The 22,211-nt window shown below is 63.3% G+C and carries 19 protein-coding genes and 2 pseudogenes; 8 read left to right on the top strand and 13 right to left on the bottom strand.

The window, feature by feature from the left end; all coding sequences use genetic code 11:
- Positions 1-367: 367 nt before the first annotated feature.
- The gene (locus ACZZ0O_RS14255) at positions 368-1,486 is read right to left on the bottom strand and encodes an acyl-CoA dehydrogenase family protein (RefSeq protein WP_463592454.1); all 1,119 of its coding nucleotides are present in this window, start codon (positions 1,484-1,486) and stop codon (positions 368-370) included.
- A 153-nt stretch (positions 1,487-1,639) separates the two neighbouring features.
- Here ACZZ0O_RS14255 and ACZZ0O_RS14250 point away from each other — a divergent pair.
- The 4 genes and pseudogenes from ACZZ0O_RS14250 to metH all read left to right on the top strand — a co-directional run bounded on the left by ACZZ0O_RS14250 (position 1,640) and on the right by metH (position 6,861).
- Positions 1,640-2,631 (top strand): annotated as a pseudogene (locus ACZZ0O_RS14250) (ArsR/SmtB family transcription factor).
- The gene (locus ACZZ0O_RS14245) at positions 2,631-3,770 is read left to right on the top strand and encodes a homocysteine S-methyltransferase family protein (protein WP_463591075.1); all 1,140 of its coding nucleotides are present in this window, start codon (positions 2,631-2,633) and stop codon (positions 3,768-3,770) included. The pseudogene ACZZ0O_RS14250 and the gene ACZZ0O_RS14245 overlap by 1 nt, the downstream one beginning before the upstream one ends.
- Entirely contained in the window at positions 3,767-4,111 is a 345-nt protein-coding gene (locus tag ACZZ0O_RS14240) for a hypothetical protein (RefSeq protein WP_463591074.1), read from the top strand. Before ACZZ0O_RS14245 ends, ACZZ0O_RS14240 begins: the two co-directional genes overlap by 4 nt.
- Complete coding sequence (metH, locus tag ACZZ0O_RS14235) at positions 4,108-6,861, top strand: methionine synthase (RefSeq protein WP_323517167.1); 2,754 nt, start codon at positions 4,108-4,110, stop codon at positions 6,859-6,861. The genes ACZZ0O_RS14240 and metH overlap by 4 nt, the downstream gene beginning before the upstream one ends.
- A gap of 373 nt (positions 6,862-7,234) precedes the next feature.
- On the opposite strand, the gene ACZZ0O_RS14230 is transcribed toward metH, so the two are convergent.
- The 12 genes and pseudogenes from ACZZ0O_RS14230 to ACZZ0O_RS14175 all read right to left on the bottom strand — a co-directional run bounded on the left by ACZZ0O_RS14230 (position 7,235) and on the right by ACZZ0O_RS14175 (position 19,606).
- Complete coding sequence (locus ACZZ0O_RS14230; RefSeq protein ID WP_463591073.1) at positions 7,235-8,440, bottom strand: AGE family epimerase/isomerase; 1,206 nt, start codon at positions 8,438-8,440, stop codon at positions 7,235-7,237.
- Entirely contained in the window at positions 8,437-9,423 is a 987-nt protein-coding gene (locus ACZZ0O_RS14225) for a carbohydrate kinase family protein (protein ID WP_055846199.1), read from the bottom strand. The genes ACZZ0O_RS14230 and ACZZ0O_RS14225 overlap by 4 nt, the downstream gene beginning before the upstream one ends.
- Positions 9,420-10,730: an L-fucose:H+ symporter permease gene (fucP, locus tag ACZZ0O_RS14220; protein WP_463591072.1), complete on the bottom strand. Its 1,311-nt coding sequence runs from the start codon at positions 10,728-10,730 to the stop codon at positions 9,420-9,422. The genes ACZZ0O_RS14225 and fucP overlap by 4 nt, the downstream gene beginning before the upstream one ends.
- Before the next feature lie 13 nt (positions 10,731-10,743).
- A pseudogene (locus ACZZ0O_RS14215) lies at positions 10,744-11,835 on the bottom strand (LacI family DNA-binding transcriptional regulator); the annotation flags it as partial.
- 497 nt (positions 11,836-12,332) lie between these two features.
- Positions 12,333-13,175 (bottom strand): transporter, encoded by an 843-nt coding sequence (locus ACZZ0O_RS14210; protein ID WP_463591071.1) that lies wholly within the window; start codon positions 13,173-13,175, stop codon positions 12,333-12,335.
- 126 nt (positions 13,176-13,301) lie between these two features.
- A complete protein-coding gene (locus ACZZ0O_RS14205; protein ID WP_463591070.1) occupies positions 13,302-15,392 on the bottom strand; it encodes an acyltransferase family protein in 2,091 nt (696 codons plus the stop codon).
- Positions 15,393-15,630: 238 nt separating this feature from the next.
- Positions 15,631-16,368 (bottom strand): DUF2058 domain-containing protein, encoded by a 738-nt coding sequence (locus ACZZ0O_RS14200; protein WP_463591069.1) that lies wholly within the window; start codon positions 16,366-16,368, stop codon positions 15,631-15,633.
- 18 nt (positions 16,369-16,386) lie between these two features.
- Positions 16,387-16,623, bottom strand: a complete 237-nt coding sequence (locus ACZZ0O_RS14195) for a SlyX family protein (protein WP_024939344.1) — start codon at positions 16,621-16,623, stop codon at positions 16,387-16,389.
- Positions 16,616-17,962 carry a UDP-glucose dehydrogenase family protein gene (locus ACZZ0O_RS14190; RefSeq protein ID WP_055844814.1) on the bottom strand — a complete coding sequence of 449 codons (1,347 nt, stop codon included), beginning with the start codon at positions 17,960-17,962 and terminating at the stop codon, positions 16,616-16,618. Before ACZZ0O_RS14190 ends, ACZZ0O_RS14195 begins: the two co-directional genes overlap by 8 nt.
- A 24-nt stretch (positions 17,963-17,986) precedes the next feature.
- A complete protein-coding gene (locus ACZZ0O_RS14185; RefSeq protein ID WP_463592453.1) occupies positions 17,987-18,910 on the bottom strand; it encodes an FKBP-type peptidyl-prolyl cis-trans isomerase in 924 nt (307 codons plus the stop codon).
- Positions 18,828-19,013 carry a hypothetical protein gene (locus tag ACZZ0O_RS14180; protein ID WP_463592558.1) on the bottom strand — a complete coding sequence of 62 codons (186 nt, stop codon included), beginning with the start codon at positions 19,011-19,013 and terminating at the stop codon, positions 18,828-18,830. The genes ACZZ0O_RS14185 and ACZZ0O_RS14180 overlap by 83 nt, the downstream gene beginning before the upstream one ends.
- 35 nt (positions 19,014-19,048) lie before the next feature.
- The gene (locus tag ACZZ0O_RS14175; RefSeq protein ID WP_115512068.1) at positions 19,049-19,606 is read right to left on the bottom strand and encodes a glutathione peroxidase; all 558 of its coding nucleotides are present in this window, start codon (positions 19,604-19,606) and stop codon (positions 19,049-19,051) included.
- Positions 19,607-19,741: 135 nt separating this feature from the next.
- On the opposite strand from ACZZ0O_RS14175, the gene ACZZ0O_RS14170 reads away from it, so the two are divergent.
- Genes ACZZ0O_RS14170 through ACZZ0O_RS14155 form a run of 4 tightly spaced genes read left to right on the top strand, consistent with a single transcriptional unit; the run spans position 19,742 to position 22,210 of the window.
- Entirely contained in the window at positions 19,742-19,990 is a 249-nt protein-coding gene (locus tag ACZZ0O_RS14170) for a hypothetical protein (protein WP_055844822.1), read from the top strand.
- A 2-nt stretch (positions 19,991-19,992) separates the two neighbouring features.
- A complete protein-coding gene (locus tag ACZZ0O_RS14165; protein WP_005988451.1) occupies positions 19,993-20,355 on the top strand; it encodes a GntR family transcriptional regulator in 363 nt (120 codons plus the stop codon).
- Entirely contained in the window at positions 20,352-21,227 is an 876-nt protein-coding gene (locus ACZZ0O_RS14160; RefSeq protein WP_115527501.1) for an ABC transporter ATP-binding protein, read from the top strand. Before ACZZ0O_RS14165 ends, ACZZ0O_RS14160 begins: the two co-directional genes overlap by 4 nt.
- On the top strand, positions 21,224-22,210 hold the full coding sequence (locus tag ACZZ0O_RS14155; protein ID WP_311238725.1) for an ABC transporter permease: 987 nt from the start codon (positions 21,224-21,226) through the stop codon (positions 22,208-22,210). Before ACZZ0O_RS14160 ends, ACZZ0O_RS14155 begins: the two co-directional genes overlap by 4 nt.
- Position 22,211 lies beyond the last annotated feature (1 nt).

The following is a 22,211-nucleotide window of genomic DNA, read 5'->3' as shown; positions in this document are numbered from 1 at the left end:
AGGGAAACGTGAGCATGCGTGACAGGAAGGATCGGAGGAATTCCGATTGTGGGCTGCGCCGTTGGCACCTCACAAGCTAATCAGACAAGCGCGCGCCCTTTCCGCCCCACTGTCGAGGTAGGACTAACGATGCACCGACGCGACACTCCCTTCTCCCGCCTGCGGGAGAAGGTGGCGCGCAGCGCCGGATGAGGGCCCTATGCGGGCCCATCCGCCTACGAGGCATGTCTCCCCGCAAGCAAGTGAAGGCAGATGGATCTGCCTGTCGCCTGGATAGATCTTGCTGCTCTCGATAGCGCGCAAAGCCGCATCGCGGAGAGCGCTCCAGCGTTGCCGCAGCTGCGGCAGCGCTGGAGTGCGGACGACCTCAGCGCAGCCCGGTTTCCCCGCGCGCGATCACCAGGCGTTGAATTTCAGACGTTCCTTCGTAGATTTCCGTGATCTTGGCATCGCGAAAGTAGCGCTCCAGCGGCATCTCTTTCGAGTAACCCATGCCGCCGTGGATCTGCACTGCCTGGTGGGTGATCCACATTGCCGCCTCCGAGGCGGTGAGCTTGGCGACCGCCGCTTCGGTGCCGAACTTCTTGCCCTGCCCCTTGAGCCAGGCCGCACGCAGCGTCAACAGCAACGCCGCATCCAGCTTGCACTTCATGTCGGCGATCTTGGCCTGGGTCATCTGGAAGGTGCCGATGGCCGCGCCGAAGGCCTTACGCTCCTTTACATATGCAAGCGTGGCTTCATACGCGGCGCGCGCAATGCCGACCGCTTGCGAGGCAATCCCGATGCGCCCGGCATCGAGCACGCTCATCGCGGTCTTGAAGCCTTCGCCTTCCACGCCCAGCACCTCGTCCGGCTGCGCCACATAGTCGGCGAACTCGATCTCGCAAGTGGCCGAGGCGCGAATGCCCAGCTTGGGCTCGGTCTTGCCGCGATGAAAGCCCGGCTTGTCGGTATCGACCATAAAAGCAGTAATGCCGCGCGAGCCCTTGTCAGGCTCGGTCACCGCAAACAACACGATGTACTTGGCCACCGGGCCGGAGGTGATCCAGCTCTTCTTGCCGTTGATGACAAAGCTGCCATCGCTCTGCTTGACCGCGCGGCAGCGCATCGCCGATGCATCCGAGCCGGACTGCGGTTCGGTCAGCGCAAATGCGCCGATATGCGTGCCTTCGGCAATCGCGCGCACGTACAGCTGCTTCTGCGCCTCGCTGCCGTTTTTCAGGATGCCGGTGCAGAACAGCGAGTTGTTGACCGACATGATGGTGGAGTGCGCGCCGTCGCCGGCCGCGATCTCGATCATCGCCAGCGCGTAGCTGATCGGGTCCATGTCGGCACCGCCGTACTCGGCCGGCACTTCGATGCCCATCAGGCCGTTTTCGCCCAGCAGCCGGATGTTTTCCAGCGGGAACTCGCCACTGCGATCGAACTGTTCGGCGCTGGGGGCGATCTTTTCCTGGGCGATCCGGCGGGCCACGTCCTGGATCATCAGTTGCTCTTCGGTAAAGCTGAAATCCACGTTCGACCCCTTCCGGTTATTGACTGAGCGGCCATTGTAGCCACAACCATTCGCATGCGTATGTAGTTGACCCCACACCCCGCCGGGCCGAAAATATCTCCATATCGCGATATAGAGATATTCATGGATCTGGAAGACTGGTCGGCGCGCCTGAAAGTGTTTGCCGACGCCACCCGGGTACGCCTGCTGGCGCTGCTGGAACAGGAAGAACTCACCGTGGCCGAGCTGTCGGCCATCACCCGTCTGGCCCAGCCGCGCGTGTCCACCCATCTGGCCAAGCTCAAGGAAGCCGGGCTGGTGCGCGACCGCCGCGCTGGCGTGTCGGCGTATTACCGCTTCGACGAAGTGTCGCTGGACCCGGCCCAGCGTGCGCTGTGGCTGGCGCTGAGCACCGGCAGCGACGACCCGCTGCTGCGCCAGGATGCCGAGCGCGTGGCGGCCGTGTTGGCCAACCGCGCCGCCGACCAGAACTGGGCCGATTCGGTGGCCGGCGACATGGAGCGGCACTACTCGCCCGGCCGCACCTGGGAAGCGCTGGCGCGTACCGCACTGCCCTTGCTGGAAACCGGCGACGTGCTCGACATCGCCTCCGGCGACGGCGTGCTGGCCGAACTGGTCGCCCCGCACGCCACCCGCTACATCTGTATCGACACCAGCGCACGCGTGGTCGCCGCCGCCAGCGAGCGCCTGCGCAAACTGCGCAACGTGGAAGTGCGCGAAGGCGACATGCATGCGCTGCCCTTCCCCGATGCCAGCTTCGACCTGGTGGTCCTGATGCACGCGCTGACGTATGCCGCAAAACCGGCGCAGGCGGTGGCCGAATCCGCACGCGTGTTACGCCCCGGCGGGCGCTTGCTGCTTTGCAGCCTGGCCAAACACGAACACCGCGCGGCCGTGCACGCCTATGGCCACGTCAATCTCGGGTTTGCCGCCAAGGAACTGCGCAAGTTCGTCGAAAAGCCGGGCTGGATGTGTCCAGCCTGGAGACGGTGACGCGCGAAAAACGCCCGCCCCATTTCGAAGTGATCTCGTTGATTGCGATGAAACCGGGAGTCGGAAGTCGGGAATCGGGATTGGTTGAAAACAACAGCACGAGTGCGCGGAGAACTGGCTGATGACATCCCTGCCAATCGCAAATTCCGAACCCCTAATCCCGTTCTCGCTGCCATGGCTGCGCCCGGACCGTGCAGCCAAGCTCACTGCCGCGCTGCGCGAACGCATCCTCATCATCGATGGCGCGATGGGCACCATGATCCAGCGCCACGATCTGCAGGAAACCGACTATCGCGGCACACGGTTTGCCGAGGGCTACGACAGCGCGCATGTGCATGGCCCGGGCTGCGATCACGCCCACACGCAGGAAAGCCACGATCTGAAGGGCAACAACGATCTACTGTTGCTGGCCCGCCCCGAGATCATCGCCGGCATCCACCGCGCCTATCTGGATGCCGGTGCCGACCTACTGGAAACCAACACGTTCAACGCCACCTCGGTCAGCCAGGCCGACTATCACCTTGAGCACGTGGTGTACGAATTGAACAAGGCCGGCGCGCAAGTGGCGCGCGAATGCTGCGATGCCGTCGAGGCGCTGACGCCGCACAAACCGCGCTTTGTGATCGGCGTGCTCGGCCCTACCAGCCGCACGGCGTCGATCAGCCCGGACGTCAACGATCCCGGCTACCGCAACACCAGTTTCGATGCATTGCGCGAAACCTACCGCGAGGCTGTCGAAGGTTTGATCGACGGCGGCGCCGACACGCTGATGGTGGAAACCATCTTCGACACGCTCAATGCCAAGGCCGCGCTGTACGCGATCGAAGAAGTCTTCGAAGCACGCGGCGGACGCCTGCCGGTGATGGTCTCCGGCACCATTACCGATGCGTCCGGTCGCACGCTATCCGGGCAGACTGCCGAAGCGTTCTACGCCTCGGTTGCGCACGGGCGGCCGCTGTCGGTGGGGCTGAATTGCGCGCTGGGCGCCAAGGATCTGCGCCCGCATGTGGAAACGCTGGCGCAGATTGCCGACGCCTATGTCAGCGCACATCCGAACGCCGGGTTGCCGAATGCATTTGGCGAATACGACGAAACGCCCGAGGAAATGGCCGAGACGCTGCGCGAATTTGCCCAGTCCGGCTTGCTGAATCTGGTTGGCGGTTGCTGCGGTACATCGCCGGACCACATCCGCGCAATTGCCGAAGCGGTAGCGGATCTGCCGCCGCGACAGTTGCCGGGTGCGCAGGAGCTGGCGGCGTGATGCAGTACGTTAGCCCTCATCCGGCGCTGCGCGCCACCTTCTCCCGCACGCGGGAGAAGGACAGCACATTGCTCCGCACGTGGACGAAAGCTCCCTTCTCCCGCACGCCGGAGAAGCACGACACATTGCTCCGCACGTGGATGAAAGCTCCCTTCTCCCGCACGCGGGAGAAACACGGCACATTGCTCGGCACATGTACGAAAGCTCCCTTCTCCCGCGCGCGGGAGAAGGTGCCCGAAGGGCGGATGAGGGGCCTCTCGGTCCGCGCCCTGCCGACCGCCAACCATCATCGCCTCGCCTGGACATTCGCCACGTCCGACGCCCGCCTGAGCATCGCATGAGCACTCCCCGCTACACCCGCTTGTCGGGCCTGGAACCGTTGGTCATCACGCCGGACCTGTTGTTCGTCAACGTCGGCGAGCGCACCAACGTCACCGGCAGCGCGCAATTCCGCAAGCTGATCAAGGAAGAGCGTTACGAAGAAGCCGTGGACGTGGCGCGCCAGCAGGTTGCCAATGGCGCGCAGATCCTCGACGTCAACATGGACGAGGGCCTGATCGATTCCGAAAAAGCGATGACGCGCTTTCTCAATCTGATTATGTCCGAGCCGGATATCGCGCGTATTCCGGTGATGGTGGATTCGTCCAAATGGACGGTGATCGAAGCTGGCTTGAAGTGCCTGCAAGGCAAGAGCGTGGTCAACTCGATTTCGCTGAAAGAAGGCGAAGCGCTCTTTATCGAACAAGCACGCAAGGTGCTGCGTTATGGTGCCGCCGCCGTGGTCATGGCCTTCGATGAAGTAGGCCAGGCCGACACCTGCGCACGCAAAGTAGAAATCTGCACGCGCGCCTACAAAGTGCTGACCGAGCAAGTGGGCTTCCCACCGGAAGACATCATCTTCGACCCGAACATCTTTGCCGTGGCCACCGGCATCGAGGAGCACGACAACTACGCAGTGGACTTCATCGAGGCGACCCGCGAAATCAAACGCACGCTGCCGCATTGCCACATCTCCGGCGGCGTATCGAATGTGTCGTTCTCCTTCCGCGGCAACGAGATGGTGCGTCAGGCGATTCACTCGGTGTTTCTGTTCCATGCGATCAAGGCCGGCATGGACATGGGCATCGTCAATGCCGGTGGCATGCCGATCTACGACGAGCTGGACCCGGACCTGCGCGAGCGCGTGGAAGACGTCATCCTCAATCGCCGCAAGGATGGTACCGAGCGGCTGCTAGAAATCGCCGAACGCTACAAAGGCAGCAAGGGTGCGGCCAAGGTCGAAGACCTGGCGTGGCGCGAAAAACCGGTGCGTGCACGCCTGGCGCATGCGCTGGTGCACGGCATCGATGCCTATGTGGAAACCGACACCGAAGAAGCGCGCCAGCAATCGACACGCCCGCTGGATGTGATCGAAGGCCCGCTGATGGATGGCATGAACGTGGTCGGCGACCTGTTCGGCGCCGGCAAGATGTTCCTGCCGCAGGTAGTCAAATCCGCGCGCGTGATGAAAAAGGCCGTGGCCTATCTGCTGCCGTATATCGAAGCGGAAAAACTGCGCACCGGCGACGTTGGTAAGTCCAACGGCAAGATCATCATGGCCACGGTCAAGGGCGATGTGCACGACATCGGCAAGAACATCGTCGGCGTAGTGTTGGCGTGCAACAACTTCGACGTGGTGGACCTGGGCGTGATGGTGTCTGCGCAGGTGATCCTGGACCGTGCGCGCGAAGAAAATGCGGATCTGATCGGGTTGTCCGGCTTGATTACGCCCTCGCTGGAAGAAATGTCGCATGTGGCGCGCGAAATGCAGCGACAGGGTTTTGAGATTCCGTTGTTGATCGGTGGCGCCACCACCTCGCGCGCGCATACCGCGCTGAAGATCGACCCGCATTACGCCGCACCCACGGTCTGGGTGAAGGATGCCTCGCGTGCGGTAGGCGTTGCGCAATCGCTGATCTCGCGCGACCTGCGTCAGGCCTTCGTCGCTGCCAACGAGGCGGACTACGCCGAGATCCGCGCACGCCATCGCAACCGTGGCGATGCAAAACGGCTGGTGTCGTTGGAAAAGGCACGCGCCCAGCGTTTCGATGGCGATTGGGCTAACTACACACCGCCCACTCCGCGTCAGCCTGGCCTGCACGTATTCGACGATTACCCGCTGCAAGAGTTGATCGAGCTGATCGACTGGACGCCGTTCTTCCAGGCCTGGGAGCTGGCCGGCAAATTTCCGGCCATCCTCAGCGACGAGATCGTCGGCACCCAGGCCAGCGAGCTGTATCGCGACGCGCGACGCATGCTCAAGCAGATCGTCGACGAAAAATGGCTCACCGCCAAGGCGGTGTTTGGGCTGTGGCCGGCCAATAGCGTGGGCGACGATGTCGAGGTGATCCTGACGGACCACCGGGATTCGGCAATCGGGATTGGGGATTCGCAGCAGCCCGGCCAATCCACAATACCGACGCCCCAGTCCCGGCAGCTCTTGCATTTCCTGCGCCAGCAAGTCGACAAACCCGTCGACCGTCCCGACTTCTGCCTGGCCGATTTCATCGCGCCCAAGAGCAGCGGCAAGCAGGACTGGATCGGCGGGTTTGCGGTCACTGCCGGCATCGGTATCGACCCGCATGTTGCGCGTTTTGAAGCGGCGCACGACGACTACAACTCGATCCTACTCAAGGCATTGGCCGATCGCCTGGCCGAAGCTTTGGCCGAGCGCCTGCATCAGCGCGTACGTACCGAGTTCTGGGGCTACATCGACAACGAAGAGCTCGACAACGAGGCCTTGATTGCCGAACGCTATCGCGGCATTCGCCCGGCACCTGGTTATCCCGCATGCCCGGAACACAGCGAAAAACGCACGCTGTTCGATCTCCTCAATGCCGAACGCAACACGGACATGTCGCTCACCGAGAGCTTTGCGATGCTGCCCACTGCAGCGGTGTCCGGGTATTACTTCAGCCATCCCAAAAGCCAGTATTTCGTGGTCGGGCGGCTGGGCAAGGAACAGGTCGCCGACTACGCCAAGCGCAAGGGCATCACGCTGGCATTGGCCGAGCGCTGGCTGGCATCGAATCTGGATTACGACCCGGAATAACACCGGGCCGGCATCGCCATCAGCAGCCAACCCAACAACGTAGGAGCGCACCCGGACGCGACAAGGCCTTACCGATAAAGCCCCATCGCGCCCAGGTGCGCTGCTACATCACGGCGCGGCCGCACATAGACGGCCGCGCCCTATTGCACCCGCATCAAACTGCTGGGCGAAACACATAAAACACGTTGTAGGACGCACACATGGTGCGGCACCCGAATAACACCGGGCCAGCATCACCGCAAGCAGCGACCAACCAACGTAGGAGCGCACCCGGGCGCGACGGGGCCTTACAGATAAAGCCCCATCGCGCCCGGGTGCGCTCCTACATCACGGCGCGGCCGCACATAGACGGCCGCGCCCTTTCACACCCGCATCAAACTGCTGGACGCAACACGTTCAACACTTCGTAGCACGCGCCCATGGTGTGGTAATCGGTCTTGCCGGCCGGGCTCTTCTCGTCGCTGTACTTGCGGTTATCCGCATCCAGAATGCGATACCACGCGCCGTAGCGGTGGTCGACCATGTGGGCCCAGGAGTACTCCCACAGCTTGTCGTACCACTGCCAGTAGCGCGCATCGCCACTGCGCTGCGCCAACAAGGCAGCTGCAGCCAACGACTCGGCCTGCACCCAGAAATACTTGTCGTCATCGCACACCTGCCCGTCAGGTGCGAAGCCGTAATACAGCCCGCCGCGCTGCGCATCCCAGGAGCGATCCACCGCAACATCGAACAGATGCTGCGCAGTCGGCAACAACCAGTCTGTCGGCGCGTAGCGATCCAGCAGCATCAGCAGCTTGGCCCACTCGGTCTGGTGACCCGGCTGGAAGCCCCAGGGGCGGAACAAATGCTTGGGGTTATCGCGGTTGTAGTCCCAGTCGATGTTCCATTGCGGGTCATAGTGCTCCCACACCAACCCATCGGCCTTGGCCGCCTGGCGCCGGGTCATGGTGTCGGCCAGCTGCAACGCACGATCGAGATAGCGCTGCTCGCCGCTGGCCTCGTAGGCGGCGATCATCGCCTCGCACATGTGCATGTTGGCGTTCTGGCCGCGATAGCGGGTGAAGTTGAACTGCGCATCGGCCTCATCGCGATACAGGCCGAATTCCGCTTCCCAGAAATACTTTTCCAGCAGCTGCCAGGTTTCGTCCATCCATTCGCGCGCTTCGGCAACACCGGCTTTCAGGCCGCACGAATACGCCAGCAGCACGAACGCCACGCCGTAGCAGTGGTTCATGTCGTCTTCGACCACGCCATCGCGCAGCGTCCACGCATACCCGCCAGTGGCAGCATTGCGGTGCACGTTGCGCAGATACTCCAGGCCGTGACGCACCGCTTGCAGGTACTCGGCATTGCCGAATTCGCGATACGCCATCGCGTAGTTGAAGACGAAGCGCGTGCTGCTCACCAGATGCCGGTGGCCGGCATCGTAGATGCTGCCGTCATCCTTGAAATACTGGAAGAAGCCACCGGCCGGGTCGATCGCGCGCGGGTGATAGAACGCCATGGTGTCGGCAATATGCTGGCGCAACACATCGGCCGAGCGGAAATCGGGAGCGGGAGATGCGGGCAACGGGCTCATGCTTGTTCCTGGATCAGAGAATGGACTTCATCGATGCTGGGCATCGCGGCGAACGCGCCTTTGCGCGTCACGGCCAGTGCACCGACAGCGGCGGCGAAACGAATCACCTGCGTCATCGCCGCAGCATCGCCGCACAGGTGTTCAAGCGTGCTCGCACGTGCGGCCAGCTGATACAGCAGACCACCGACGAACGCATCGCCAGCCGCGGTGCTGTCGCGCACCTGCACAGTGAACGCCGGCACCTGGCCGGAATCCACCCGTGTCTGCCAATGCACCGGGCCACCGCCGTCGGTGACCAACAGCCAGCGCGCGTTTCCCTGCCACAGCTTCTGCGTCACCGCGCTGGCGTCGCTGTGCAAGGTGCCGGCCAGATACTCCAGTTCTTCGCGCGAGAGCTTGACCACATCGGCCAGCGCCAACGCTTCCCACAGCAACGCAGCCGGATCCACATCCTGCGGCCACAGCATCGGGCGCAGATTGAGGTCCAGGCTGACGATGGCGCCGTCGGCACGCGCGCGGCGCATGCCGTCCAGCGTGCATTGCGCGATCGCATCCTCGGTCATGCTGTTGGAGCACACGTGCAGCACCGCTGCCTGCGCAAACCCATCGGCGGCAAAGTGCTCCGGACGGAACAGCAGGTCCGCTGCCGGTGGCCGGTAGAAGCTGAAACTGCGCTCGCCGGCGTCGTCCAGCGCCACAAACGCCAGCGCGGTCTTGGCTTCATCGGTGCGCACGATGCCATCGGTGACAACACCGGCCTGCTGCAGACTCTGCAACAGGAAATCGCCAAACATGTCGCGCCCGAGCATGCCCACAAAATGCGCAGCGCCGCCGAGCTTTGCCACCGCAACCGCCACGTTGGCCGGCGCACCGCCGGCATATTGCGCGAAGGTGCGCGCGTCATCGGTGCTGGCCTGCGGCAAGGCCAGCATGTCGATCAAGGCTTCACCGAAACAGACCACCTGGTTCTTGGCAGCACTCATGCGCGCGCCTCCGCCAGTGCGCCGCGCAAACGCGAACCCCAGATGCCGTAAAACACGATGTACAGGTAGCACACCAGCGGCAGCACGAACGACTCATGCAGGCCGATACGATCCGCCAGCAAGCCCTGCAGATACGGCACGATCGCGCCACCCACAATGGCCATGATCAACAGGCTGGATGCGCGCCCGGTCAGCGGACCGAGCCGCTCGATGCCCAGGGTAAAGATAGTCGGGAACATGATCGAGTTGAACAGCCCGATCGCCACCAGCGCATACACCGCCAGCATGCCGCCACTGGCCATGGTCAGGCCCAGCAGCAAGGCGTTGATCCCCGCAAATACCGACAGCAGCACGCGTGGCGACAGCTTGGCCAACAACGCCGAACCGATGAAGCGGCCGATCATCGCCAAGGTCCAGTACGCCGACACATAGGTGGTCGCCTCGCGCTCGGTGAACCCGCCGATCTCAGGCAACGAGAAGTAATTGACCATCAGGCTGCCGATCGCCACTTCTGCGCCGACATAGAAGAAGATCGCCAGCACACCGAAGCGCACATGCGGGTGACGCAGCGCATCCAATAGCGAATGCTTGCTCTCTTCCTTCTGCGCGCTGGCATCGGTCAACGCGGGCAGACGGAACAGAAACACGAAGATCGCCAGCAAAAACAGCACCACGCCCAGCCCGATGTAAGGGCCTTGCACGGCCTGCGCTTCCTGCACTCGATACGCCAGCTGCTCGGCCTCCGGCAACGCCTTGAGCTGGTCGCCACTCATCACCGTGTTGGAGAGGATCAACCAGCCGCCCAGCAGCGGCGCAATCGCGGTACCCAGCGAATTGAGTGCCTGCGCCAGGGTCAGCCGGCTGGAGGCACTGCGCTCCGGACCCAGCAACGCGACATACGGGTTTGCCGCCACCTGCAGGATGGTGATGCCGGTGGCAAGCACGAACAACGCCCCCAGAAATGCGCCATACACGCGCAGTTCCGCCGCAGGCCAGAAACCCAGCGCACCGACCGCCGCCACCGCCAGCCCAGCGACAATGCCCTGCTTGTAGCCAAGGCGATTCACCAGCCAACCGGCCGGCAACGACATCAGGAAGTACGCACCGAAGAAGGTGAACTGCACCAGCATCGCCTGCGCAAAGTTCAGCTCGAACACCGCCTTCAGATGCGGAATCAGGATGTCGTTGAGGCAGGTGAGAAAGCCCCACATGAAAAAGATCGTGGTGACCACCGACAACGCGACGCCGTTGTTGACGGGCGCCTTGTTGCCGCTTGGCACAGTGGATTGCGTGGAAAGGGAAACCATAGGAGTTGCCTGGTCAGCGGCCTGAGGCCTTGGTGGGGGAATGGGCGGGAAAATCGCTTACGGGATGTTGCGAAGACACAGAGAGGAGTGAGGGCGCGCAGGCGCTACTCGCGCGGACCTTCAGCGCCACTGCAGCGGTCAGCCGCTGCGACGCCAGGTCCGGGCTGCCGATGCGCTGCAGCACCAGCTGCGCAGCTTGCCGGCCGCGCGCACGCGGATCGGCCGCCAGCGTGGTCAACGCCGGGGTAAACAACGCGGCTTCGGCAATATCGTCGAAGCCAGTCACCGCGAAGTCGCGGCCCGGAACGATCCCATGCATCGCCAGCGCGGCCATCAGGCCAAGCGCAACGCTGTCGTTGTAGCAAACCGCCGCGGTCACGGCCTGGTCGGCGTTGTCGAGCATGCGCGTGCCACACAGTGCGGCGTCCTGACGATTGGGTGCCGACTCGACGTACTGCACCGCCAGACCCGCGCCGGACATCGCGCGCGTATAACCGGAGCGGCGCTGCCGGCATGAGCTGGATTCGGCATGCCCGCCGAAAAACACGATGTGCCGATGACCTTGTTCAATCAGATGCGTGCAGGCCAGAAACGCGCCCTGTTCGTTGTCCAGCGCCAACAGGTCCCAGCCGGCGCCTTCCACTTCGCGATTGAACAGCACCACGTTGCGCTGGCGGCCGAGCACCTGCGCCAAGGCCTGCGCCTGGCTGCCCTCGGCGGGCGAGAGGATGATCCCGGCCGGCGTGTGCTCCATCAACGAGGTCAGCACCGCCTGCTGCCGCTGCGTGGACTCGCCGGTACTGCCCAGCAGCGTCACATAGCCGGCCGCACCCAACGCTTCGTCGACCCCTGCTGCAAATTCCGCGAAGAACGGGTTGGACAGATCATTGATGACCAGCGCGATGCTGGACGAGGTGCGCTGGCGCAGATTGGCCGCGGCCCGGTTGTAGACGTAGTTTTGCCGATCCAGCTCGGCTTCCACCCGCGCGCGCGTGCTGGCATGCACCAGCGGGCTGCCGCGCAGCACCAGCGACACGGTTGCGCGCGAGACGCCGATTGCGCCTGCGATGTCGCGCAGCGTCACCGCGCCGCGCCGCGCCAGACGTACTTCGCCAGCCGCCGGCGCAGCCGAGGCCTGCTTGGGACGCGTCAAGCGCTGAGACCCGCTGAGTGAAAAACGCGCATGTAATGGACTGGAATTGGATCGATCCAATTAAGCCTTTTCCCGCCATTCAATGCATGCGGCAGTGCAGCATTGGCCGCACAGATGCCAGCGGCTCAACTGTGGCGGTCGATGGCACCGGGCCGCATCGGTCGAGATAAACAGCTTACTGCAGCTTCTGGCAACCGCGGCGTTCCGTTGCGATGTGTGGATGGAACGCGCGTTGCGCCGTGCGCCCCACCCCGCTCCACGCGCGTCGATTGATCACCCGCACGTCTAACCGACCGCCGTGACGTGCAGTCGAGCGATCTGCTGCGGTCACGCAAGCGTCTGAAATCCAAGCGGCCGTGCCGTTGCTCCAGCAAGGCACGTAGGGGGCCGCCGCAACGCCAGGACTCGCGCCTCGCTGTCGCACGCGTGCCTGGGCTGCTATTGACCCGTTACTGAAACGCGATCGACAAGCCGATCCCACCCTGCCAATCCGGGCTTTCCGAGGTCAGCCCGCGCAGCACCGAAACATCCAGCTGCATTGCATGCGGCAGTTGCCAGGCACCGCCAGCGCCCGCCACACGCGAATGCTCGCTGCCGGTGTCCAGGCCAGCTTCCACATAACTGCTGAAATGCTCGCCCGAAAAGAACGTGTAGTTGGGCGAAAACGTCCAGGTGTGCCCGTCGTTATCGCGTGCGTAATTGACGTACAACGCCAGCGCGCGCTGCTGCGAAAGATCCCACGATGCAGTCACCCCGAGCTCGCGCGAATAGCCATCGCTGAAGGCAGGGCTGCCGGTAGGCACGTGATAGGTGCCCAGTGCCGCCCAATGGAAACTCTCCGAACGCGACGGCAAGGCGACCTTCAACCCGACCTGGCTGTCGCCACCGCCGTACGTGCGCGCACCACCACCGTGCTGCCAGTTGTAACTGTCGCTGCCCAGTTGCAGCTCCATATGCTCGGATACCCCAAGACGCAGCACCGTGTCGGCGGTGTACAGCGTCGTGCGCTGACCATCGGCACGATCGGTACTGGCATCCGGCAAGCCCTGCTCCCAGGCGAACGCGCCAGGCTGCAGCACCTCGGCAGCGAACGGGATACCAGGACGGTCGAACGCCGGGGCGTCTTCCGATTGCGCAAATGCCTGCGGACTGGCCAGGCATAGCGCCAACACCGCTCCGGCCCATTCCAGGTGTCGACCTGCCTGCAGCCGCAGAACGTTGAACGCAGCAGCGGGCATCAACGACGCCTGCAAAATGGCACGAGCTTGCGTGGAGTTTGAAGGCATGGACATATGCGGCACCATCGGCAGGAAGTGAGCGACAACGCAGCTGACCTTATGCCCGACTGCGTCGACCGGCAACGGCGTGCATGGTGCCGTGCCTGCCGTGACCGGCATGTCTATCGCTGCCTGATCCGGTTAGTGCGTTGGCGCCTGCGCCGGTAAGCCACGCAGATGCGCAGCGAAGCTGGGCAGCAGCACACGATTGCCGTAGCCGCTCAGATGGTCGGCATCGAAGAACAGCGGTCGGCCATGCCGGGTCGGCGCGCACGTCTGCGCATCGCACAGCAGTGGCAGCGGGTCCCAGACACTGGCGCCGCCCAGCGCTGCGGTAATGCGATGCACACCGTCCAGTGCCGGTGCGCGGTACCGCTCAATGACGGCTCGCTCGATCTGCATGCCGTTGACGCATACCGCGTTGTGGCGATTGAACCAATCTGAGCATCGGTACGGCGGTGCCCTGAGCACAGGCTTGGGCGCTTCGAACACGATCCGCACGCCCCGCGCCTGTGCCGGCGCCAGCAGAGCGATGGTTGCGGCAACACTCGCATCACGTTCGCGTTGCGCCTGTTCGCTCTGCAACGTAGCGACATTGGCATCCAGATCGAACAGCGCGTCCTGCTCGGCCAGTCGCGGCACACGCAACCCTGGCAGAAACAGCACATCACCAGGATGTGCGTTGGCGATCACATCTTCCAGCGCGGGGCGCACGAACGCCTCGCACCCGGGCACTTGCGCGCCAGGTTGCATCGAAGCGACCGAACAACCGGCGACCCCGTACATGCGGACGCTGCCACCTTCGACAACGGGAAAGCGTCGCAGCATTTCGTTGTAGGCCAGCGCGTGCGAATCGCCTATCACAAAGACCTGCCGCTGCGTCTTAGCCGGTCGCGTGCACTGCCCGCGCGCGAAAATCCGCACCGGCTGCCCGTTGACTGATGCATTGCTCGCCAGCAGGCGGCAGTCCGGAAATTCCTTGCGCAGGCTACGGGCATAGGCATACCAATCCAGTGGATGCCTGCTGACCACGCTCAACGACACATACGGCGCGGACTTGATCAGTAACGACTGCACGCCCGCAGCCAGCACCAGCGCGCCGATGCCGATCGCCACAACGCGCATGTTCGAGCGACCGCTCAGACGACGCGTGCGCCAGGGCAACTCCACCCAACGATACGAAGCCACCGCACACGCGAACGTCAACGCTACCGCCGCAAGTTTGGCACCGGCCGATTCCAACCCGACGGTCCACCGCAACAGCACCAGAACCGGCCAGTGCCACAGATACAGCGAATACGAGATGCGGCCGATCGCCACCATTGGCCTGGCGGACAGGACGCGCCCCGCCCAGCCGTCGGCGTGTCGATGCAACAACGCCAGCAAGGCCAGCGTGCCCAACACCGGCCAAAGTCCGTCGCTCCACGGCGAATGGCCGGGGCGCGCATTCCACAAGCCATTTCCGATGCTGGCCAACGCCAGCACCAATAGCAGCGCGCGCAGTGCAGCCGGCATCGCGATGCCGATGGCAAACAGATGGCGTCCTTCGCGGCGCCCGAGCAGTGTCATGCCTTGATACAACAGCACGCCCCCACCCAGTTGCCAGAAACGCGCGGTCGTCAGATAAAACGACGTGACTTCATGCCCCGGCACATGCGTGCGCTGCCACGCGTACGCGAGCGAAGCCGCACTAGCGAGCGCGAACACGCCCAGCGACCATGCGCGCCCGGCACCGCCGCGCATCCACGCCAGAAACATCCACGGAAACAGCAAATAAAACTGCTCTTCGACGCCGAGCGACCATGTTTGCGTGTACGGATTGAACTCTGCGCGTGGCGAAAAATAATCCTGCCCCACGCTGGCAAGCACCCAGTTGCTCAAACCGAACAGGGCCATGCGCCCGGTCTTGGTGCTGGATTCGCTTAGCCACGACTCGGGGATGAACACCATCGAGAACAGCGCAGTGGCCACCAGACATGCCAGCAGCGCGGGCGCAATGCGCCGCAAGCGACGCGCATAGAAGCGGGCAAGTTCTGCCGCAACCGATACGCGAGGTAGCCGATCGACCGAGGCGCTGACCACAAACCCGGAGATGACGAAGAAGATATCGACACCGGTGAAGCCACCGGGCAACCAGCTCGCGTCCAGGTGATAGGCGATGACCGACAGCACGGCTAGCGCACGCAAGCCGTCGATATGTGCGAAATAACCGTTCCCTATCTGCGCGCGCATCATCCTGATTCCTGAAAAGCGGTGCCAGGCCATCTTGCCGGGCAAATTTATGAGCGAAGCTCCGTGGAAACGCAGCAGTAGGCAGATCGGTGACCGCGCCATGCGTCGCGACGACGATGTCGTACATACGATCAGATATCAGCCGTGCTCATTTCGCCACACTGCAGCGGCTTGGTTGCACTCAACACAAGGGCACCCAACAGGTGCCCACGCGTCCCACCACAAGTGGATTGCGGTGTTACCAGACCAGATCGTCGGGCACCTGATATTGGGGATCGGCGTACGGGTCGTCGCCTGCCGGCGCATTCGGGTCCACCTTCAGGGCGAGCGACGGTGCGAATACGGATTCGGCCTCGGCGAGCACCTCGGCCGTCACCAGCAGATAGCGCCCATTGAGTTGCAGCACGCCCAGCTCGCCAGCATTGAGTGCCTTGAGCTGATCGGCGGTGACATAGATGCGCTTGATCTTGCCGCCATACGGGAAATGCCGCGCGATGTCGGCATCGGGATGGTTCAAGCCCTTGTCCTTGAGCAGCTCCTCGAGCTTGGCCTTGGCTTCGCGACGCAGGCGTGCTTCTTCCTGCTTCAGCCGCTCGGCTTCGATGCGCTCATCCTTTTCGCGTTGCGCACGGATCGCATAGGCCTTGGCCAGGTCGATGTCCTCGCGCGTACGCGCCGGCCTGGGGCCACGCCGGTCGGCATTGGAATGTTGGGGGCGTGGCGACGCTGCCGGCTTGCCATCGTGGCGCCGGTCGGGCCTGCCATCGCTTTTGCGTTCGCTGGTTGCATCGGTCGCCGCAGCGGCGTGTGGCCGCTGCGGTCCCCTGCCCTGGCCACCCGGCCTGTTGCCGCCGGGTGCGGGCTTGCCACCGTTGCCATGGTGACGCGCGGCAGGCCGTGCGTCGGGTTTGCGTTCGGGCTTGGGGGCGGACTTGAAGCCCAGGCCAAGCAACTGGTCACGTAAGGTATCGCTCATGGCGGTGGCAATCTGCAATCAATAGTGCGGAGGCGGCGGTTCGTCCGCTGCATCGGCAAACAACGTGGAGCGCACCTTGCCCAGATCCTCGAGCAGGTGGCGGATCAGCTCGGCATTGCGGGCACCCGTCAAACGGGCGTCCGCAAGTGCTTCACTCAGTTCATTGAGCGCCTGCTCCTGGAAGGAGAGGCGCGTTTCCAGTTCCACCAACCGCGCGTCCAGTTCCTGGTCGCGCGGCGAGAGTTGCTCATGCATGCAACGAACGGCCTCGTCCGATGGCGTAGTAAGCAAGACCGGCGGCTTCGATTTCCTGCGGGTCATACAGGTTGCGGCCGTCGAACACGACGTCGTCCTTCAATGCCTGCTTGATCTTGCCGAAATCCGGGCTACGGAACTGCTTCCACTCGGTGACAACAACCAGTGCATCGGCGCCTTCCAGTGCAGCAAAGGCTTCGTCGCAGAAGGTCAGGTCGTCGCGCTCGCCGAAGATGCGCTTGGCCTCGTGCGTGGCTTCCGGGTCGTAGGCACGCACGGTGGCACCGGCTTCCCACAACTGCGCCATCAGACGACGGCTGGAAGCCGCACGCATGTCGTCGGTATTGGGCTTGAACGCCAGGCCCCACACCGCGAAGGTCTTGCCGGCGATGCTGCCGCCTTCGCCACCGTAATGACGCTGCACCAGTTCGAACAGATGACCCTTCTGCGCGTTGTTGACGCTTTCCACCGCGTTGAGCAGGGTCGGCTGCATGCCGTACTGCTCTGCCGTCTTGGCAAGCGCCTGCACGTCCTTGGGGAAGCACGAGCCGCCGTAACCGGCACCGGGATAGATGAAGTGCCAGCCAATGCGCGGATCAGAGCCGATCCCGTTACGCACATGCTCGACGTCCGCACCGACACGCTCGGCGATATTGGCGATCTCGTTCATGAAACTGATCTTGGTCGCCAGCATCGCGTTGGCCGCGTACTTGGTGAGCTCGGCCGAGCGCACGTCCATTTCCACGATGCGATCGCGGTTGCGATTGAACGGGGCATACAGACGACGCATGCGTGCGATCGCAGCCGGCTTCTTGGCGCCGATCACGATCCGGTCCGGACGCATGCAGTCGGCCACTGCATCGCCTTCCTTCAGGAACTCGGGGTTGGAAACCACATCGAACTCATGGTCCACGCCACGTGCGTCCAGCTCTTCCTGGATCGCCGCGCGCACTTTGTCGGCGGTCCCGACCGGCACCGTTGACTTGTTGACCACGACCGACGGGCCATCGATATGGCGACCGACAGTGCGTGCAACCGCCAGCACGTACTGCAGGTCGGCACTGCCATCTTCGTCCGGCGGCGTGCCCACAGCGATAAAGGTGATTTCGCCGTGCGCAATCGCCTCGGCGGCGTCGCTGGTGAAGCGCAACCGGCCAGAGGCATGGTTGGCTTTCACCATCGGCTCCAAGCCGGGTTCGTAGATGGGAATCACCCCACGATTGAGACCATCAACTTTCGCCTGGTCGATATCCACGCAGATAACGTGATGACCTACTTCCGCCAGACAGGTACCGGTGACAAGACCAACATAGCCGGTACCAAAGATCGCAACTCGCATGGGTGGGGGTACTCCTGTGGGGGATCAGGGAAGGATACCCATCAGTTCGACATCGAACGTCAACGTTGCGTCCGGTCCGATCGGCCCCCCTTGCGTGCCGTTCGGGCCATAGGCCAAGTTGGATGGAATCCAGAAACGATATTTCGAACCGACCGGCATCAATGCGACGCCCTCGGTCCAACCGGGAATGACTTGATCCAGACCGAACTCGGCCGGCTGGCCGCGCTGGTACGAACTGTCGAAGACCTGCCCGTCGAGCAGCTTGCCTTCGTAGTTCACACGGACCTTGTTGGTCCGCATCGGGCGCTCGCCGCTGCCCTGGCGCAGCACCATGTACTGCAGGCCGGACGCGGTGGTGATCACGCCTTTCTCGGTTTTGTTCTTGGCGAGGAAGGCATTGCCGTCTTCGCGATTCTTGGCGCCGGCAGCGCCCTGCTTGGCAGAGGCAAAGGCCTGCATGGTGGCGGCCGCTTCCTGCTGGGTCAGACGCGTGGTGCCCTTGGCGAACACGGTACGCACCGCTTCCATCAGGGTCGACAGATCGATCTCGTCCTTGATGCCGGCCAGCGACGGACCGACCGCACGGTCGCCCAGCATCAAGCCGACATTTTCCTTGGACGGGGTGGCCGGCGCGGAGCCTGGCGCCATGCCCGGCACCTGCTGACCATTGCGGGCAGCCAGCGCGGTGCGCAATGCGGTATCGGTCGCCTGAGTCTGCTCATCGGACAACAGCGGCTTGCCACCCTTAAATGCATTTTCGATGGCGCGTTGCATCGCGCTCAGATCGATGTCCTGGGCAATCGGCTCGAACGAGCGCGCTACATCCATACCGATGGCGTAGCTGACGTTGTCGCGCGTGCTTTTCTCAGACGATGCATTCAAAACTGGCTTCTCCTTGGTGGCCGCTGCGGCCGGTTGCTGCGACATCGCCGGCATCGAAGCCGTCATTGCCACCATCAGTAGCGACGCCGCCGCGCCGCGCTTTCCCATCTTCATTCGATGCACTTCCCGAAAGTGAAAAGACACGCCACTGACGGCGCTGAACACGCATTGTCGCATGCGCACGCGGCGTTGCGAGAGCCGCGCTCAGCGCGACGGCGCAGTGAGCTCGCGTTCGATCGCTGCGAGCACGCTCGGATCGTCCGGTTTGATCTTGCTGGGGAACTGCGCTACCACGCGCCCGTCGCGTGCAATCAAATACTTGTGGAAGTTCCAACCCGGCGCCACGCCGGTTGCCTGCGTCAAGCGCTGATACAGCGGCGTCGCTTCTTTGCCCAGCACGTGCACCTTCTCAAACATCGGGAACTTGACGCCATAGGTCAGCGTGCAGAATTCCTGGATCTGCTTCTCAGATCCGGGTTCCTGTCCCTGGAAATCGTTGGATGGAAAGCCCAGCACCGCAAACCCGCGGCTGGCGAAGCGCTGGTTGAGCGCTTCCAGACCTTCGTACTGCGGTGTGTAGCCGCATTTGCTGGCGGTATTGACCACCATCACTACCTTGCCGCCGTAACTCCGGTTCAGGTTGATTGGCGCTTTGCCAGCCAACGGGCGGTAGTCCAGATCCAGCAGCGGCGCCCCGGCGGCCATGGCCGAGCTTGCAAAAAAGCCAGCGAATACAACGACCAATAGACGTTTCAGCAGCATTGGAAGTTCCTCGAAGATGATTCGGCACCCCGGTCTGCGTGGGGTGCCATCAGTTGGGTATGACAGACAGTTGACTGCCTGCGTGTCGGTGTTATAGTTGAATACAACACCAGTCATCCAACGCAGGGGGAAAGCATGAACAGCACACGTGTCACGCGACCAGTTCCGCTGTTGCTGTTCGGCAGCACCCTGTTTGCCATTGGTTGGCTGGGAGCCGCTTCCAGTCAGGTTACGGAGTCCGGCGCCGATTATGGCGTGTCGGAGGCGGTTACGGAAAACGCGACAACTCCCCCCGAGGAGCGCACCCGGCCTGGCCGGCACCTGCGCGCTTCGCTGTCGATGCCCTATTTCTCCTTCGCGCAGGTTCTGCGCCCACGGAGCTGATCATGAACGACATTCAATGGAGCGACGGCGCTCCCATCTACCGCCAACTCAAGGAACGGGTCATTGCCATGATGCTCGATGGAATCCTCAAACCTGGCGACGCACTGCCTTCGGTGCGCCAGGTCGCGGCGGACTATCAACTCAATCCCATCACCGTCTCGCGCGCCTACCAGGAGTTGGCCGACGAGAACCTGGTGGAAAAACGCCGCGGCCTGGGCATGTTCATGACCCCGGAAGCTGCACAGAAGCTGCGCGGAAGCGAACGCGACCGCTTCTTGAATGAAGAATGGCCGGCGGTGCTGGAACGCATCCAGCGCCTGGGCCTGTCCATCGACGATCTGTTGCCACAGGGGAAAACACCATGACCGCCGTCTCCACCGACCATGTCGTCGACGCACGTGGGCTACGCAAGACCTACAAACATCGGCTGGCGCTGGACAACACCAGCTTCACCATCGCCGCCGGCCGCATCGTCGGATTGATCGGCCCCAACGGCGCCGGCAAGACTACCGCGCTCAAGGCCGTGCTGGGGCTGACCGACTTCGACGGCGACTTGAAGGTGCTGGGCATGGACCCGCGCACCGAGCGCAACGCGCTGATGAACGAAGTCTGCTTTATCGCCGACGTGGCGGTGTTGCCGCGCTGGCTACGGGTGGGCGAAGCGATCGACTTCGTGGCGGGGGTGCATCCGCGCTTCGATCGCGCCAAGTGCGAGCGTTTTTTGGCCAACACCCAGCTCAATCGCAAATCGCGGGTCCGCGAATTGTCCAAGGGCATGATCGTGCAGCTGCATCTGGCGCTGGTGATGGCCATCGACGCGCGCATTCTGGTGCTGGACGAGCCCACGCTGGGCCTGGACATCCTGTATCGCAAGCAGTTCTACCAGCGTTTGCTGGAGGATTACTTCGACGAGCAGAAGACCATCATCGTCACCACCCACCAGGTCGAAGAGATCGAACACATCCTCACCGATGTGATGTTCATCCGCGACGGCCGCATCGTGCTCACCGCCGACATGGAAGACGTGGCGCAGCGCTACACCGAAGTGCTGGTCGGTGCCGAACACCTGGAGACTGCGCGCGCCCTGACCCCGATCGACGAACGCGCCCTGCCCTTCGGCAAGACCGTGATGCTGTTCGATGGCGTGCCCAAGGATCAGCTCGCCCGCTTCGGCGAAACCCGCAATCCCGGCCTGGCCGACCTGTTTGTTGCCGTCATGAAGGGGACCTACGCATGAATGCCATGACCAACCACGCATCGCCTGCCCGTACCTTCGGCTGGCTACTCAAACGCGAATACTGGGAACACCGTGGCGGCTTCGTCTGGGCGCAGGTGATCACCGGCGGCATCGCGGTGTTCTTTGCGCTGCTGGGCGCGGTGATCGGCGCGATCAGTGCGCGCCGCAACATGACCGGCGACAGCATCCGGATGGACGATCTGGCCGAATACACGCGCACGCTGGGTCAGGTCGGCGACGGGCTGCTGCTCGGCGGCGTCGGCATCGCCTCGGTGGTCCTGGCGTTCGTGGTGTTCTTCTATGCGCTTGGCAGCCTCTACGACGATCGCCGCGACCGCAGCGTGCTGTTCTGGAAGTCGTTGCCGGTCTCCGACGTACAGACCGTATTGTCCAAGGCCGCCTGGGCCTTGCTGCTGGCGCCGCTGATTTCCATCGTGATCGGTACGGTGGTCGGCCTGGCGTTATGGTTGATCGCCATCGTTGGCGCCTCGATCGCAGGCGTGCCCAGCCCCTGGGCGTTGGCTACTCACTCGCACCCGTTCGCATTGTTGTGGCTGCTGTTGAAGACCGTGCCGATGAGCCTGTTGTGGTCGCTGCCGACCGTCGGCTGGCTGATGTTCTGCTCGGCGTGGGCCGGCAGCAAGCCGTTCCTGTGGGCGGTGCTGTTCCCACTGCTGGCCTGCGTGATGTTGAGCATCCTGTCGGCGATGCCGGGCGTGTCGCTGCCGATCGGCGGTGTCTGGTACGTGGTCGGCTATCGCGGCCTGCTCAGCGCCTTGCCTGGTACGTGGTCGCCGCTTGCCGTCAGCGGCAACCTGGACAGCAGTGCGCTGCAAAACCCCAGCGACCTGGTGCAATGGGCCTTGCAGCACACCGACAGTTCGCGTGTCTACGGCGACCCGGACATCTGGATCGGTGCCGCCATCGGCATCGCGCTGATCGCCGCCTCCATCTACCTGCGCCGTCGGCGCTCCGAAGCCTGAG

This window comes from Xanthomonas sp. AC360, from assembly GCF_979258225.1.
Note: the sequence above shows the minus strand (reverse complement) of the source record. Positions and strands in the feature narration are given on the sequence as shown.

Excerpts from the sequence above, each read along its gene's own strand:
- ACZZ0O_RS14255 (WP_463592454.1), bottom strand. The coding sequence starts at position 1,486 with ATGATCCAGGACGTGGCCCGCCGGATCGCCCAGGAAAAGATCGCCCCC.
- ACZZ0O_RS14245 (WP_463591075.1), top strand. The coding sequence starts at position 2,631 with ATGACATCCCTGCCAATCGCAAATTCCGAACCCCTAATCCCGTTCTCG.
- metH (WP_323517167.1), top strand. The coding sequence starts at position 4,108 with ATGAGCACTCCCCGCTACACCCGCTTGTCGGGCCTGGAACCGTTGGTC.
- ACZZ0O_RS14230 (WP_463591073.1), bottom strand. The coding sequence starts at position 8,440 with ATGAGCCCGTTGCCCGCATCTCCCGCTCCCGATTTCCGCTCGGCCGAT.
- ACZZ0O_RS14225 (WP_055846199.1), bottom strand. The coding sequence starts at position 9,423 with ATGAGTGCTGCCAAGAACCAGGTGGTCTGTTTCGGTGAAGCCTTGATC.
- fucP (WP_463591072.1), bottom strand. The coding sequence starts at position 10,730 with ATGGTTTCCCTTTCCACGCAATCCACTGTGCCAAGCGGCAACAAGGCG.
- ACZZ0O_RS14210 (WP_463591071.1), bottom strand. The coding sequence starts at position 13,175 with ATGTCCATGCCTTCAAACTCCACGCAAGCTCGTGCCATTTTGCAGGCG.
- ACZZ0O_RS14205 (WP_463591070.1), bottom strand. The coding sequence starts at position 15,392 with ATGCGCGCGCAGATAGGGAACGGTTATTTCGCACATATCGACGGCTTG.
- ACZZ0O_RS14200 (WP_463591069.1), bottom strand. The coding sequence starts at position 16,368 with ATGAGCGATACCTTACGTGACCAGTTGCTTGGCCTGGGCTTCAAGTCC.
- ACZZ0O_RS14195 (WP_024939344.1), bottom strand. The coding sequence starts at position 16,623 with ATGCATGAGCAACTCTCGCCGCGCGACCAGGAACTGGACGCGCGGTTG.
- ACZZ0O_RS14190 (WP_055844814.1), bottom strand. The coding sequence starts at position 17,962 with ATGCGAGTTGCGATCTTTGGTACCGGCTATGTTGGTCTTGTCACCGGT.
- ACZZ0O_RS14185 (WP_463592453.1), bottom strand. The coding sequence starts at position 18,910 with ATGACGGCTTCGATGCCGGCGATGTCGCAGCAACCGGCCGCAGCGGCC.
- ACZZ0O_RS14180 (WP_463592558.1), bottom strand. The coding sequence starts at position 19,013 with ATGCGTGTTCAGCGCCGTCAGTGGCGTGTCTTTTCACTTTCGGGAAGT.
- ACZZ0O_RS14175 (WP_115512068.1), bottom strand. The coding sequence starts at position 19,606 with ATGCTGCTGAAACGTCTATTGGTCGTTGTATTCGCTGGCTTTTTTGCA.
- ACZZ0O_RS14170 (WP_055844822.1), top strand. The coding sequence starts at position 19,742 with ATGAACAGCACACGTGTCACGCGACCAGTTCCGCTGTTGCTGTTCGGC.
- ACZZ0O_RS14165 (WP_005988451.1), top strand. The coding sequence starts at position 19,993 with ATGAACGACATTCAATGGAGCGACGGCGCTCCCATCTACCGCCAACTC.
- ACZZ0O_RS14160 (WP_115527501.1), top strand. The coding sequence starts at position 20,352 with ATGACCGCCGTCTCCACCGACCATGTCGTCGACGCACGTGGGCTACGC.
- ACZZ0O_RS14155 (WP_311238725.1), top strand. The coding sequence starts at position 21,224 with ATGAATGCCATGACCAACCACGCATCGCCTGCCCGTACCTTCGGCTGG.